General features: G+C 67.7%; 12 protein-coding genes. 2 read left to right on the top strand and 10 right to left on the bottom strand.

Going from position 1 to position 12,235, the window contains the following annotated elements:
- Nucleotides 1-9 precede the first annotated feature (9 nt).
- From waaA to GGQ64_RS04715, 4 genes are all read right to left on the bottom strand, one after another.
- Nucleotides 10-1,320 carry a lipid IV(A) 3-deoxy-D-manno-octulosonic acid transferase gene (gene waaA, locus GGQ64_RS04730; RefSeq protein ID WP_183799854.1) on the bottom strand — a complete coding sequence of 437 codons (1,311 nt, stop codon included), beginning with the start codon at nt 1,318-1,320 and terminating at the stop codon, nt 10-12.
- Nucleotides 1,321-1,423: 103 nt separating this feature from the next.
- Nucleotides 1,424-1,660, bottom strand: coding sequence for a DUF4170 domain-containing protein (locus tag GGQ64_RS04725; protein ID WP_183799851.1), 237 nt, complete (start codon nt 1,658-1,660; stop codon nt 1,424-1,426).
- Between the two features lie 59 nt (nt 1,661-1,719).
- Nucleotides 1,720-2,538, bottom strand: a complete 819-nt coding sequence (locus GGQ64_RS04720) for a 3'(2'),5'-bisphosphate nucleotidase CysQ (protein ID WP_183799848.1) — start codon at nt 2,536-2,538, stop codon at nt 1,720-1,722.
- 139 nt (nt 2,539-2,677) lie between these two features.
- Nucleotides 2,678-4,024 (bottom strand): TldD/PmbA family protein, encoded by a 1,347-nt coding sequence (locus GGQ64_RS04715; protein WP_183799845.1) that lies wholly within the window; start codon nt 4,022-4,024, stop codon nt 2,678-2,680.
- A gap of 110 nt (nt 4,025-4,134) precedes the next feature.
- Between GGQ64_RS04715 and GGQ64_RS04710 the strand changes: the two genes are divergently transcribed.
- Nucleotides 4,135-5,955 (top strand): monovalent cation:proton antiporter-2 (CPA2) family protein, encoded by a 1,821-nt coding sequence (locus GGQ64_RS04710; RefSeq protein ID WP_183799843.1) that lies wholly within the window; start codon nt 4,135-4,137, stop codon nt 5,953-5,955.
- A gap of 36 nt (nt 5,956-5,991) precedes the next feature.
- Here the strand turns inward: GGQ64_RS04710 and GGQ64_RS04705 are convergent, their stop codons facing one another.
- Genes GGQ64_RS04705 through GGQ64_RS04695 form a run of 3 tightly spaced genes read right to left on the bottom strand, consistent with a single transcriptional unit; the run spans nt 5,992 to nt 9,500 of the window.
- A complete protein-coding gene (locus tag GGQ64_RS04705) occupies nt 5,992-6,879 on the bottom strand; it encodes a patatin-like phospholipase family protein (protein WP_183799841.1) in 888 nt (295 codons plus the stop codon).
- 56 nt (nt 6,880-6,935) lie between these two features.
- On the bottom strand, nt 6,936-7,496 hold the full coding sequence (rsmD, locus tag GGQ64_RS04700; RefSeq protein ID WP_183799839.1) for a 16S rRNA (guanine(966)-N(2))-methyltransferase RsmD: 561 nt from the start codon (nt 7,494-7,496) through the stop codon (nt 6,936-6,938).
- A gap of 6 nt (nt 7,497-7,502) precedes the next feature.
- Nucleotides 7,503-9,500: a pseudouridine synthase gene (locus GGQ64_RS04695; RefSeq protein ID WP_183799837.1), complete on the bottom strand. Its 1,998-nt coding sequence runs from the start codon at nt 9,498-9,500 to the stop codon at nt 7,503-7,505.
- A gap of 73 nt (nt 9,501-9,573) precedes the next feature.
- Between GGQ64_RS04695 and GGQ64_RS04690 the strand changes: the two genes are divergently transcribed.
- Nucleotides 9,574-10,026, top strand: a complete 453-nt coding sequence (locus GGQ64_RS04690) for a nucleoside deaminase (protein WP_246422330.1) — start codon at nt 9,574-9,576, stop codon at nt 10,024-10,026.
- Between the two features lie 50 nt (nt 10,027-10,076).
- Here GGQ64_RS04690 and GGQ64_RS04685 read toward each other — a convergent pair whose 3' ends face one another.
- The 3 genes from GGQ64_RS04685 to GGQ64_RS04675 all read right to left on the bottom strand — a co-directional run bounded on the left by GGQ64_RS04685 (nt 10,077) and on the right by GGQ64_RS04675 (nt 12,081).
- Entirely contained in the window at nt 10,077-10,877 is an 801-nt protein-coding gene (locus tag GGQ64_RS04685; RefSeq protein WP_281380490.1) for a GGDEF domain-containing protein, read from the bottom strand.
- A gap of 80 nt (nt 10,878-10,957) precedes the next feature.
- Nucleotides 10,958-11,476 carry a GNAT family N-acetyltransferase gene (locus GGQ64_RS04680; protein ID WP_210300145.1) on the bottom strand — a complete coding sequence of 173 codons (519 nt, stop codon included), beginning with the start codon at nt 11,474-11,476 and terminating at the stop codon, nt 10,958-10,960.
- The gene (locus GGQ64_RS04675; RefSeq protein ID WP_183799835.1) at nt 11,461-12,081 is read right to left on the bottom strand and encodes a hypothetical protein; all 621 of its coding nucleotides are present in this window, start codon (nt 12,079-12,081) and stop codon (nt 11,461-11,463) included. The genes GGQ64_RS04680 and GGQ64_RS04675 overlap by 16 nt, the downstream gene beginning before the upstream one ends.
- Between the last annotated feature and the right edge of the window lie 154 nt (nt 12,082-12,235).

The raw sequence follows: 12,235 nt of genomic DNA, 5'->3' as shown, positions 1-12,235 counted from the left end.
GCTCGCTCGTCACATTTCGCGCGGATGCAGCCGCGCCTTCACGGTCAATGGATTGAGGTAGGGCTCCAGCCCACGGATGGTGTCGGCCAGCGCGCCGCGCATCTCGTGGACCGTGTCATGGCCCGCCTCGATCATCTTGTTGCGCATGTCGGCATGGCTGAGGAGATAGCCGACGCCCTTGGCCAGCATCTCGACGTCGCGCACCATCTTGGCGCTGCCGCTCTTGGCGAGCCGCTGGTAGCTGTCGCGGAAATTCTGCACGTTGGGACCGGACAGGACGGCGCAGCCGAGCATGGCCGGCTCCAGCGGGTTCTGCCCGCCCTCGCCGAACAGCGAGCGGCCGACGAAGGCGATTTCCGTCATGCGCAGGTAAAGCCCCATCTCGCCGATCGTGTCTCCCAGAAAAATATCCGTGTCCGCGGTGAGCGGATCATTGCGCGTCCGGCGCGCGACCTTCAACCCCTTGGCGACAAGCGCTTCCTCGATCGCGTCAGACCGCTCGGGATGGCGCGGGACGATGATCGTCAGCAGCCCGGTGCGCTCCCTCAGGGCACGATGGACGGAGCCTGCCGCCATCTCCTCGCCCTCGAAGGTGGAGATGGCCGCCCAGGTCTTCCGCTCGCCGAGCTGGCCGAGATAGCCGGCAAGTACGGCCGGATCATAGGGCGGCGCGTCGGTCTCGACCTTGAGATTGCCGGTGACGATCACCGGCAGAGCCCCCAGCGCGCGGAAGCGCTCCGCATCCACGTCCGACTGCGCGACGACCAGGGCGAACTTCTCGAACAGCGCATCGGCGATCGCCGGGCGCTTCTTCCACCGCTGGAACGACCGGTCGGACATGCGCCCGTTGACCAGCACCTGCGCGATGTGGCGGCCGCCGAGCTCCAGGATCGTCATCGGCCAGATCTCGGACTCCGCCATCACCGCAAGGTCCGGGTGCCAGTGGTCCAGGAAGCGGCTGACGGTCGGCTTGAGGTCGAGGGGGACATACTGGTGGATGACCGTGTCGCCGAGGCGCTGGCGGGCGACGCGGGCGGAGGTGACGGTGCCGGTGGTGAGCACGACGTTGATGCCGCGGCGGCGCACCTCGCGGACCAGCGGCAGCAGCGCATTGGTCTCGCCCACACTTGCGGCGTGGAACCAGACGAGCGGGCCGGCCGGCCGCTCGACGCTGGCATGGCCGAAGCGCTCGCGGCGACGCCCGCGCTCCTCCTTGCCCTTGGCCGCGCGGATGGCGAGATAAGGCCGCATGACCGGGTACAGGCCGAGGCCGACCCAGCGATAGGCGGTCAATGCGAAGCGCGCCAGGGCCCTGCTCATCGGCACCCCCTGGCTGCAATGATCCGTCCGCTGGGCTTCATGGGAGTTCCGGTCATCGGTAGGCCCCCGGCGTTACGGGACGCCGGGAGGCGAAGTGAAGGCATCAGCCGTTTTCGGGATCGAGCAGCTTGTGCATGTGGACGATGAAGTAGCGCATGTGCGCATTGTCGACGGTCTGCTGCGCCTTCGACTTCCAGGCCACGAGGGCGGAGGCGTAGTCGGGATAGATCCCGACGATGTCCAGCTTCTCGAGGTCGCGGAACTTAACTTCCTTCAGCGTCGTCAGCTCGCCGCCGAAGACGAGGTGCAGGAGCTGCTTGCTGTCGCCAGTCTCTGTCATTTTCATCTCATCAATAGTGGTATTTTTCACACAGGGTTTGAGGCATCCGGGCGAAAAGGTCAATGGCCGTGAAGGCCACCTGCGGCGCTTATCAACCTTCCAAGAAAGGGCGATCCCGCGGCGCAAAGCACGTCGTGGCGGACATCGGGGCGATTGTAGGTGAGCGGCCTGCCGTCGAGGTCGACGAGCCCGCCGCCGGCATTGGCGAGGATGAGGTCGGCTGCGGCGAGATCCCAGTCCTGCGAATTGGTCTTCACCAGCGTTCCGTCGATCCGGCCGTCCGCGACCATCGCCAGCCGATAGGCCAGCGACGGCACGTGGGGGATGCGCTCCACTGCCCCGAGCACGGCCCGGTCGAGGCGGGATACCATGTCCTCGGCGGCGGCAAGGCGCAGCGGATGCACCCCGTCCGGCTCGGACACGCGGACGGGTTTCCCGTTCTTCAGCGCCGGCCCGCCCTCCACCGAAGCGAACACTTCCTTCAGCGCAGGCGCGAACAGCACGCCGGCAACGGGGCGTCCGCGGTGCACCACCGCCGCACTCACGCACCAGAGATCCTTGCCGGCGATGAAGGCGCGGGTGCCGTCGATCGGATCGATCACGAACAGCGTCTCGCAGGAAAGGCGCGCCGGATCGTCGTCGGTCTCCTCCGACAGCCAGCCGTAGTTGGGCCGGGCGGTGAGCAGCATCGACTTCAACAGGTCATTGGCGGCGATGTCCGCGGCGCTCACGGGGGAGCGCCCCTCATTCTTCCACCAGACCTCCGGCCCGTTGCGGAAGAACTCCATCGCCCGCTCGCCCGCAGCACTCACGGCACGCTGCAGGAGATCGAGATCGTCCGCCCATCGGTATCGCGTATTGCCGGCCGGCGTGTCCATTGTCCGTTTCCGCTTCCGGGCGCGTTGCGCCCAACACTTCAGATGGCGCTCGATTGCGTCCAATGAAGGCCTATTCAAGACCGGCCGCGGTATTGGAGGCGCGCGCCTGTCGAAAAGGCCCGCGCAACGCTCGTCGACCCTAGAGACCTGCCAGCGTCATGCCCTCGATCGCCAGCGTCGGCGCGGCAACGCCGAACTTGCGGTCGATGTCGCTTGCCGGCGTGATCCGCATGAACATGTCGGTCAGGCTGGAGGCGATCGTCACCTCGGAGACCGGATAAGCCAGCTCGCCGTTCTCGATCCAGAAGCCGGAGGCACCGCGGCTGTATTCGCCGGTCACCATGTTGACGCCGTGGCCGATCAGTTCGGTGACGTAGAAGCCGGTGCCGACCTGGCGGATCAGGTCCTCGGGCAGGATGTCGCCGGGCTCGAGCGCGAGATTGGTGCTCGCCGGGCTCACCGCCGTGCCGCCACGCACGCCGCGGCCGTTGGTGGAAAGCCCGAGTTCGTTTGCCGTCGAGGTGGAGAGGAACCAGTGGTTCAGCACGCCGTCCTCGATCATCACCAGGCGCTCGCCCTTGACGCCCTCGCCGTCGAACGGCCGCGAGGACGAGCCGCGCACGACCAGCGGGTCGTCGGTCACCGAAAGCCCCGCCTTCAACACCTGCTTTCCCATCTTGTCGCGCAGGAAGCTCGTCTTGCGGGCCACGGAAGCACCGTTGATCGCCCCGGCGATATGCCCTGCGATCCCCCGCGCCATCCGCGGATCGAAAACGACGGTGACGTTCTTGGCCGTCGGGACCTGCCTGGGATTGACGCGCTTGACCGCGCGTTCGCCGGCCATCCGGCCGATCTCGGCTGCATCGCGCAATTCGCCAAAATAGAGCCGGCTGTCGTAGTCGTAGTCGCGCTCCATCTTCGTTCCCTCGCCGGCAATCGCACTGACGGAACGGCCGAAGCGGCTGGCGCTGTAGGCGCCGGCAAACCCATGCGAAGTGACGAGGACGAGGCCGCCCATGCCGGCGGACGCGCCTGCGCCGCTCGAATTGCTGACGCCGGCAACATCAAGGGCAGCCGCCTCCATCGCAAGTGCTGCCTCGGTCAGGGTGTCGGAGGAAACCTCGGTCGGATCGAAGAGATCGAGATCCGGCCATTCGCGGGCGAGATCGGAAGGATCGGCGAGCGAGGCGAAGGGATCCTCCGGCGAGGCCTTGGCCATGGCGACCGCGCGCTCTGCCAGTTGCTGCAGGTCGAAGCCGGGATTGGCCGAGACGCTCGCCACGCGCTTGCCGACGAACACCCGAAGCGAGAAATCGTCGCTCTCTGAGGCCTCCGTCCCCTCGACCTTGCCGAGGCGCACGGAGACGGAACGGGAAGCGCCGCGAACCACGACCGCATCGGCGGCGTCGGCGCCGGCCTTGACGGCACGGTCGATCAGCTCTCCGGCACGAGCGAGAAGGCTTCCGGAATCGATGGTCTCTGACATGATTTGGCCTTTCATTCCTGTCCCATTTATTGTGCACTGGCGGGGGCATCAAGGGCTGGCCTGTGATTCTTGCCTCCCGCCACTCCACATACCGAAGGAATCCCATCCGCATGGCAGATACGCATGCGCTGTTCGCCGAAGTATTGATTCTCCTCGGGGGGGCCGTTCTGGCCGCGCCGATCTTCAAGCGCCTGGGGCTCGGGACGATCCTGGGCTACCTGGCCGCGGGCGTCGTCATCGGCCCGATCCTGCACTACATCCACGACGGCGAGGAGATCCTGGGGGTCGCCGAACTCGGCATCGTCTTCCTGCTGTTCCTGATCGGGCTGGAACTGCAGCCCTCGCGCCTCTGGCAGTTGCGGCGGGAGATCTTCGGGCTCGGGACGGTGCAGGTGGTGGCGACGGGGCTGGCGCTGACGGCGCTGGCGCTCCTGCTCGGCGTGGAGGGCTGGCAGGCGGCGCTGATCATCGGCTTCGGCCTCGCCCTTTCCTCCACCGCCTTCGCCCTGCAGATCCTCGACGAGAAGGGCGACACCAATACGCGCTACGGCCAGCGCGCCTTTTCGCTGCTCCTGTTCCAGGACCTCGCCATCGTGCCGCTCCTGGCGCTGATCCCGCTGCTCGCCAAGCAGGCTCCGGAGGACACGACCACCGCGTTCCAGGACTTCCTGGTCGCCGTCGCCGCGATCCTGTCGATGCTGGCGATCGGACGCTACGTCCTCAACCCGCTGTTCCAGATCATCGCCCGGACCGGCGCACGCGAGGCGATGATCGCGGCCGCCCTGTTCGTCGTGCTCGGTTCGGCGACGCTGCTGCAATTCGCCGGCCTCTCCATGGCCATGGGCGCCTTCCTCGCCGGCGTGCTGCTTTCGGAATCCTCCTACCGGCACGAACTGGAGGCGGACATCGAGCCGTTCCGCGGCGTTCTTCTCGCGCTCTTCTTCATGGCCGTCGGCCTGTCGCTCGACATCGACGTCGTGTTCCGCAACTACCAGATCATCCTCATAGCCGTACCGGCGCTGATGGTGGTGAAGGCGATCGTGATCTACCTGATCTGCCGCATGGGGCGATCGCCGCACAACGACGCGGTCCGGGTGGCGCTGCTTCTGCTGCAGGGCGGCGAGTTCGGCTTCGTGCTCTTCTCGGCCGCCGCCACCTCCGGCGTGTTCTCCCCCGCCGTCGCCTCCCTGCTCGTGGTGATCGTCACCGTCTCGATGGCGCTGACCCCGATCGCGGCCCTTCTCTCCAGCGTGCTGATCAAGGACGACGCGCGCGAGGAAATCGAGGAGGACTTCGAAGGCGCAGGTTCGGACGTGCTGATGGTCGGGTTCTCGCGCTTCGGCCAGATCGCCTCGCAGATCCTGCTCGCCAGCGGCCGCGACGTCACCATCATCGACTTTTCCGCCGACCGTATCCGCCAGGCCGCAAGCTTCGGCTTCCGCATCTATTTCGGCGACGGTACGCGCAAGGAGGTGCTGCGCGCCGCCGGCATCGAGCGGGCCAAGCTCGTCGCCGTCTGCACCCACAAGGCGGAGATCACCGACAGGATCGTCGACCTGGTGCAGTCCGAGTACCCCAATGCGCGGGTCTTCGTGCGCTCCTACGACCGCATCCACACGCTTTCGCTGCGGTCGCGCCGCGTCGACCTCGAGGTGCGCGAGACCTTCGAATCCGGCCTGGTGTTCGGAAGAAAGACGCTCGAGGCGCTGGGCGTCGCGGACGAGGAGGCGCGGGCGATCACCAACGACATCCGCCGCCGCGACGAGGCCCGCCTCAACCTGCAGGCCGCCGAGGGGCTGGCCGCCGGGCGCGACATGCTGCATTCGCGCCCGGTCCGGCCGGAGCCGCTGATCAAGCCGAAGCACACCGAGCAGATCGCCGACGAGGACGACGATCTGATCGTCCCCGAAACGCAGCCGGCGGTCGATTGAGACCGTCGGCCGCTGCGATCGTTCGCGCGGCGGGTTTCAGCTGTGCTTGCGCGCATGTCGCTCGAACTGGACGTCGAGCGCCCGCTTGAACTCCTCGCGGACGCCTTCGGTGTGTTGCAGGATTTCCTTTGCGCGCAGGAAATCGAGGACACGGAAGCGGCCGACCTCGGGGCGGAGAAAGATGTCGGGGGCGCCCTGCTTCAGTTTCAGCTCGATCAGCGCCCGCATCGTCAGCTGGCTGGCACCGTAGAGGCTGTCGATGCCGCTCGGGATCTGGCCCTCGTCGCCGGACGGGCGGCCGACGACATCGACGCCCACGGTGATGTCTGCTGTGCCGGCCAGATGGTCGAAGGGGACCGGGTTCCAGAGGCCGCCATCGACGAGCACGCGGCCGTCGATCCTGACCGGCATGAACAGGGCCGGCAGGGAGGCGGAGGCGGCAATCGCCGGAAAGAGTGCGCCGGTCTCGCATATATGCTCGCGCTGGGCATAGAAATCGGCCGTGACGACCTTCAGCGGAATCTTCAGCTCTTCGAAGCGATCGGGCATGTCGGGATGGAGAAAGGCGCGCAGGACGCGCTCGAGGTTGAACTGGCCGATGCGCAGGCCGTTGGTCCAGAAGTCGGACAGCGTCGCCGGCCGCAGGCCCCAGATGCGGCCGAGTGCCTCGCCGGGCCTGCCCACGGCGTCGAGCGTGTGTTCGCGAACCTCGCGGCCGCTCAGGCCCGCCGCCATCGCCGCCCCCATGATCGCGCCGATCGAGGAGCCGGCAATGAGCTGCGGACGGATACCGAGCTCGTCCAGGACCTCGATCACATGGATATGCGCCAGGCCGCGCGCGCCGCCGCCACCAAGCGCGATCGACACCGTGGCGTCTCCGGTGGCGCGCACGGACGTCTGCGGGGCAAGGGCATCGCTCGACATGGAACCTCCATCACGCAAGATCGGCTCGGGCTAGTAGGGGATAGCCTGACGGGCGATCAGCCGGGCGTGTACCGGTAGAAATGCATCCGCGTATCGCCGAAGGTGCGAATCTCAAGGGGGTCGAAGCCATCGATAGCGGCCGGGGCAATATCGGCACGCTCCTCCAGAATAGCAAGCGCCCCCGGCACCAGCCAGCCGCCCTTCGCCGCCGCCTCCAGCGCCTTCTCCCCGAGGCCGCGCCCATAGGGCGGATCGGCAAAGACGAGGTCGAACGACTCCACCGTCCCGACCGTGCCCAGCGCGGTCGCGTCGCGCCGGAAGATCTTGGCCCGGCCCTGCAGGCCGAAGGCCTCGACGTTGGTATGGATCAGGCCGCGGCCCTCGACGCTCTGCTCGACGAACAGCGCCGCCCGCGCGCCGCGGGAAACCGCCTCCAGACCGACGGCGCCGGTTCCTGCGAACAGATCAAGCACACGGGCGCCCTCGATATGCTCGGGGTAGCCGTGGCTGAGGATGTTGAACAGGCTCTCGCGCGTGCGGTCCGTCGTCGGACGGATGTCGTCACCCTTCGGCGTCGCCAGCGTGCGGCCGCGGAATGTGCCTCCGACGATGCGCACGGCGCGTCAGTTCCCCCGTCCGCGCGGCTTGCCGCCAGCGGGGCGTCCACCGGCCGGTTTTCCGCCCGGCTTGCCGCCTGCCCTGCTGCCGCCGGGCTTGCCCCCGGCAGGCTTGCCACCAAAGGACTTGCCACCAGAAGGCTTGCCGCCGAAGGATTTTCCGCCTGGCTTGCCGCCGAAGCCGCGCTCGCCTGCAGGACGGTCGCCGAACGACCGCTCACCGGAGAACGACTTGCCGCGCGGCTTCCTGTCCTCGCTGAACGGCCTGTCCTCACGGGATGGGCGATCCTCGCGCGGGCCGCGATCGCTGCGGGGCGGACGGTCGCCGAAATCGCGACGTGGCCGCTCGCCGAAGCCGCCGCGACCACCTTCGTCGCGCGGGCTCCGTTCGGGCTCGCTGGCGCGGATCCAGTCGCCGCCCTCTTCGGCATTGAGCACGCGCGCCTTGCGTTCGCCGCGATCCGAACCGGGACGGGCCGTGGCCGTACGGCCGGACGCGTGCTTGCGGTCGGGATCGAACTTGTGGCTGGACCGGGTCGCCTCGCCGTCGCGGGTGCGGCCGTAGCGCTTCGTCTTCGGCGCGCCCTCGGGGCGGGTGCGCGGCTCGCGCTTCACGGCGTCTTCGCCCTCGGCAGCCTTCGCCTTCTTCTCGGCGACGGGGCGGGCGCCGGGCGCCATCCAGACGTTGGACTTGCGGGCGCGGCCGCCGGGCTCGTGCTTCGGCCGATCGGAGAAACGGTCGTCGTCGCGGCCGCGCTTGTCTGCACCGCCGTGCTTGCCTGCGCCGCCACGCTTGTCCGTACCGCGCTCGCCGAAGCGGGCCTCGCGGCCGCCGTCGTCACGCCGCGTGTCGAGGCGTGCGCGCGCCTGTTCCCGACGGTCGCCGTCCTTCTCGCGGACGCCGCGTTCCCAGCCGCCCTTGGCGGGGGTCGCCGGCGCCTCTTCCTTTTCGCCGGGCCCCTGGTCGAACAGGGGCGCCTCGAAGTTCGCCTTGGCTTCGTCGATGAGGCGCGGGCCGAGCTGGTCGCGCAGCGTGCGTCCGCGGATCTCCTGCGCATGGCCCTCGGGCAGCTCGCCGAGCTGGAACGGACCGTAGGAGATGCGGATCAGGCGGTTGACCTCGAGGCCGAGCGCGCCGAGCACGTTCTTGATCTCGCGGTTCTTGCCCTCGCGAAGCCCCATGGTGATCCAGACGTTGGACCCCTGCACCTTGTCGAGCGTCGCCTCGATGCCGCCATAGAGCACGCCCTCGACGGCGATACCTTCCTTCAGCTGATCGAGCGCTTCCTGCTCGATCTTGCCGTGGGCGCGGACGCGGTAGCGGCGCAGCCAGCCGGTCGCCGGCAGTTCCAGCACGCGGGCGAGGCCGCCGTCGTTCGTCAGCAGCAGCAGGCCCTCGGTGTTGATGTCGAGGCGCCCGATCGACATGACGCGCGGCAGGTCCTCCGGCAGGCGTTCGAACACCGTCGGGCGACCTTCGGGGTCGGCGTTGGTCGTCACCAGGCCGGCGGGCTTGTGGTAGAGCCACAGTCGCGTGCGCTCGATGCCGCGGATCGGCTGGCCATCGACCTCGATGTGATCGGCGAAGGTGGCATTGAGAACGGGCGTGTCGAGCACGACGCCGTTCACACTGACGCGGCCTTCCATGATCATGCGCTCGATATCGCGGCGGGAGGCTATGCCAGCGCGAGCGAGAAGCTTGGAAATGCGCTCGGGGGCCTGCACCGCTGCGTGATCGGCAACGCCGGCGGACAGAGCGGGCCGCGCCTTTTCCGGCTTGCCCGAGGCTGCGCGCGCGCCCTCGTTCTTGCCGGCCGTCTTGTCGCCTGTCGCCTTTGAAGGGCCGCGCTCGCTCCTGGCGGCGCCGCCGGATTTCGCGCCGGCGCCGAAGGGCTTCTTGCCGCCCGGTTTCCCGGCGCCCGCCTTGTGGGCGCCGTCCTGCGGCTTGCGATCGCGGTCGAAGGGCCGGGCGGCCGGCCGTCTTGGCTTGTCTTTGGATGTCATTTGAAGTTTGCCTAGCGTTTTGGCGTGTCGTATCAGGTCAGGCGGTCCGGGTTAAGAGGAATTCTGAGCGGAAATGTCGAATAGCTTCATGGACGAGGCACTGGCGGAGGCCCGCAGCGCGGGCGAGCGCGGCGAAGTGCCGATCGGCGCGGTACTGGTGGTCGACGGCGCGATCGTCGGTCGTGGCGGTAACCGCACCCGCGAGCGGAACGACGTGACCGCGCATGCCGAGATCGAGGCGATCCGCGCGGCTTCCGCCCTCCTCGGCCGGGAGCGGCTGACCGGCGCCGACCTCTACGTGACGCTTGAACCCTGCGCCATGTGCGCCGCGGCGATCTCGTTTGCCCGCATCCGCCGGCTCTACTACGGCGCCGAGGACCCGAAGGGGGGCGGCGTCGACCATGGCGGACGCTTCTATGGGCAGCCGACGTGCCACCACGCGCCCGAGGTCTATTCCGGCATCCGCGAGGGCGAGGCGGCGGAGATCCTGCGGCAGTTCTTCAGGGAGCGGCGGGAGGATGACTGAGCGCATTCCGGGGCTGACCCAGGGCCTTGCTCAAGGCCCCCGCCCCGCCCTCAGGCAGCGATTTCAACCACCTCGCGCCCGTCGATGACGATGCGGTTGCGGCCACCGGACTTGGCGCGATAGAGATCGTCGTCGGCGCGGCGGAAAAGGTCGATCGGCGCACAGGGCGCATTCGCGCAGGCGATCCCGATGCTGACGCTCAGGGAAACCGGCCGCTCGTCGGCCAGGAGCTTCGTTTCCGCGACGGCGAGCCGCAGGCGCTCGGCTGCTTCGATCGCCGCGCTGCGCCCGGTATCGGTCAAAAGTGCTGCAAACTCCTCGCCGCCGATCCGACCCCAGATGCCGATGCTGCCGATCGTGTCCGCCATCAGACCGCCGATCCGGCGTAACGCGTCGTCGCCGACGAGGTGGCCGAAGCCGTCGTTGATTGTCTTGAAGTGATCGGCATCGGCAACGATAAGCGCCATCGCCCCCCTGCCGTGTGCGACCGCCTCCTCCAGCGCGGCAAAAAAGGCGCCGCGATTGAGGCCGCCGGTCAGGGCATCGGTGCGCGCCTTTTCGCCGAGGTCGGCATGCAGGCGCTGCAGCTCGGCGTGGGCGTCCTCCAGCTTCACATGCATGCGGGCGATCGCATCGCGCTGGCGGGCGATGGTTTCCGTCTGGTGGAACTGCCAGGTGCTGGCGGGGCCGGCAATCAGCAGCGGGCACAGCACGCTCATCCAGAAGCCCGGACCATCCGGCTGCCCACCGAGCATCGGCACCAGCAACAGCACGATACTGACCGAGACCGCGACGGACGCCACCGTCGCAGCCGCCGCCTTCATGGCCGTGCGCCTGCTGATCCCCAACATGGCGCGGACGCTAGCGGGCAGGTGTTAACGTCAGGTAAGGTTGAAATCGAAATCTGTAACGAAAACGGGCCTGGCCGTTCTCAATCCCCGGCGGCGAAGGCCTTCAGGCGCTCGCCGGAGAGGCGGTAGCGCGTCCATTCGTTTTGCGGCTCGGCGCCGATCGCCTCGTAGACGCGGATCGCCGGCGCGTTCCAGTCCAGCACGCTCCATTCGAAGCGGCCGCAGCCTTCGGCCATCGCGACCTGCGCGAGGTGGCGCAGCAGCATGCGTCCGGCGCCGGCGCCGCGGTGTTCGGGAGTGACGTAGAGATCTTCGAGGTAAAGGCCGTTGCGGGCCTGCCAGGTCGAGTAGTTCAGAAACCAGACGGCAAAGCCCGCAGGCTCGCCGGCGTCGGTCTCGCAGATCACTGCGCGGGTGACCGAGCCCTCGCCGAAGATCGACCGGGACAGCGTTTCCACCGTGGCTTCGACCTCGTGGCCGGCCTTCTCGTAGACGGCGAGTTCGGTGATGAAACGCAAAATGACCGCGGCGTCGGCCGCGGTCGCGTTACGGATGCGATAGGTCACCTGCGTCAGACCGGAAATTAGAAGGGCCACCATTTCTTGGTGCCGGAGTTGGCCACTTCGGCCTCCTTCTTGCGGCGGCGCTCCTTCTTCTTCTCAGGCTCGCCGAGATCGGCCGTCGCTTCCTCGGGCATCTTGCGATAGTCGAGCGGCGGGTCGCTGAGATAGCGGCGCTTGTCGTTATAGAGACCCTGCTCCAGCTTGCGCGCCTCGCGATACTGCTCGAGCTGTTCCTTGGTGGAAAGCTTGCGCATCGTGTTGTTCTGGGTCTGCAGCGGCGAATTGTAGCCGATCTTGCGCTCGTTCTCGGTCGCCTCTTCCTTCAGGCGGTCGCGCGTGGCTTCGGGGCTCTCGACCCATTGCGGGTTGTCCTCGGTGGAGGCGAGCGTCTTCTGCGGCTCGACCAGCGTCGCCTCGCCCTGCCTGGGCACGACGAGACCGCCGCGCGGCTGGTAGGCGATCTTCCTGTCGGCGCCATTGCCCGGCTTCAGCATCACGGCGTTGCCCAGGTCGTCCATCAGTTGTTCGCTGCTGGACTTGTCGGTGCCGTAGGTCGGACCGCCGATGCAACCCGAAAGGACGGCGCAGGCACCAAGCAGCGCTGCTGCGCCGGCCAGTCGAATTTCTCGCGTCATTCCCATGCAACCTCTTCCCGGCCCGGCCGGTGAATCGCCTTGATGATATTCGTCGGATGCCGTGCGTTGACGGCAAAATCCGACGATTTTCGGGCAGGAATACCGGATGAAGCGCGAAAACGCAATTCATCCGGTCACTTACCTGCCTTGTTCACAACCT

The organism is Mycoplana azooxidifex, assembly GCF_014196765.1.
GTDB classification, from domain to species: domain Bacteria; phylum Pseudomonadota; class Alphaproteobacteria; order Rhizobiales; family Rhizobiaceae; genus Mycoplana; species Mycoplana azooxidifex.
Note: the sequence above shows the minus strand (reverse complement) of the source record. Positions and strands in the feature narration are given on the sequence as shown.

Excerpts from the sequence above, each read along its gene's own strand:
- waaA (WP_183799854.1), bottom strand. The coding sequence starts at position 1,320 with ATGAGCAGGGCCCTGGCGCGCTTCGCATTGACCGCCTATCGCTGGGTC.
- GGQ64_RS04725 (WP_183799851.1), bottom strand. The coding sequence starts at position 1,660 with ATGACAGAGACTGGCGACAGCAAGCAGCTCCTGCACCTCGTCTTCGGC.
- GGQ64_RS04720 (WP_183799848.1), bottom strand. The coding sequence starts at position 2,538 with ATGGACACGCCGGCCGGCAATACGCGATACCGATGGGCGGACGATCTC.
- GGQ64_RS04715 (WP_183799845.1), bottom strand. The coding sequence starts at position 4,024 with ATGTCAGAGACCATCGATTCCGGAAGCCTTCTCGCTCGTGCCGGAGAG.
- GGQ64_RS04710 (WP_183799843.1), top strand. The coding sequence starts at position 4,135 with ATGGCAGATACGCATGCGCTGTTCGCCGAAGTATTGATTCTCCTCGGG.
- GGQ64_RS04705 (WP_183799841.1), bottom strand. The coding sequence starts at position 6,879 with ATGTCGAGCGATGCCCTTGCCCCGCAGACGTCCGTGCGCGCCACCGGA.
- GGQ64_RS04695 (WP_183799837.1), bottom strand. The coding sequence starts at position 9,500 with ATGACATCCAAAGACAAGCCAAGACGGCCGGCCGCCCGGCCCTTCGAC.
- GGQ64_RS04690 (WP_246422330.1), top strand. The coding sequence starts at position 9,574 with ATGTCGAATAGCTTCATGGACGAGGCACTGGCGGAGGCCCGCAGCGCG.
- GGQ64_RS04685 (WP_281380490.1), bottom strand. The coding sequence starts at position 10,877 with ATGTTGGGGATCAGCAGGCGCACGGCCATGAAGGCGGCGGCTGCGACG.
- GGQ64_RS04680 (WP_210300145.1), bottom strand. The coding sequence starts at position 11,476 with ATGGTGGCCCTTCTAATTTCCGGTCTGACGCAGGTGACCTATCGCATC.
- GGQ64_RS04675 (WP_183799835.1), bottom strand. The coding sequence starts at position 12,081 with ATGGGAATGACGCGAGAAATTCGACTGGCCGGCGCAGCAGCGCTGCTT.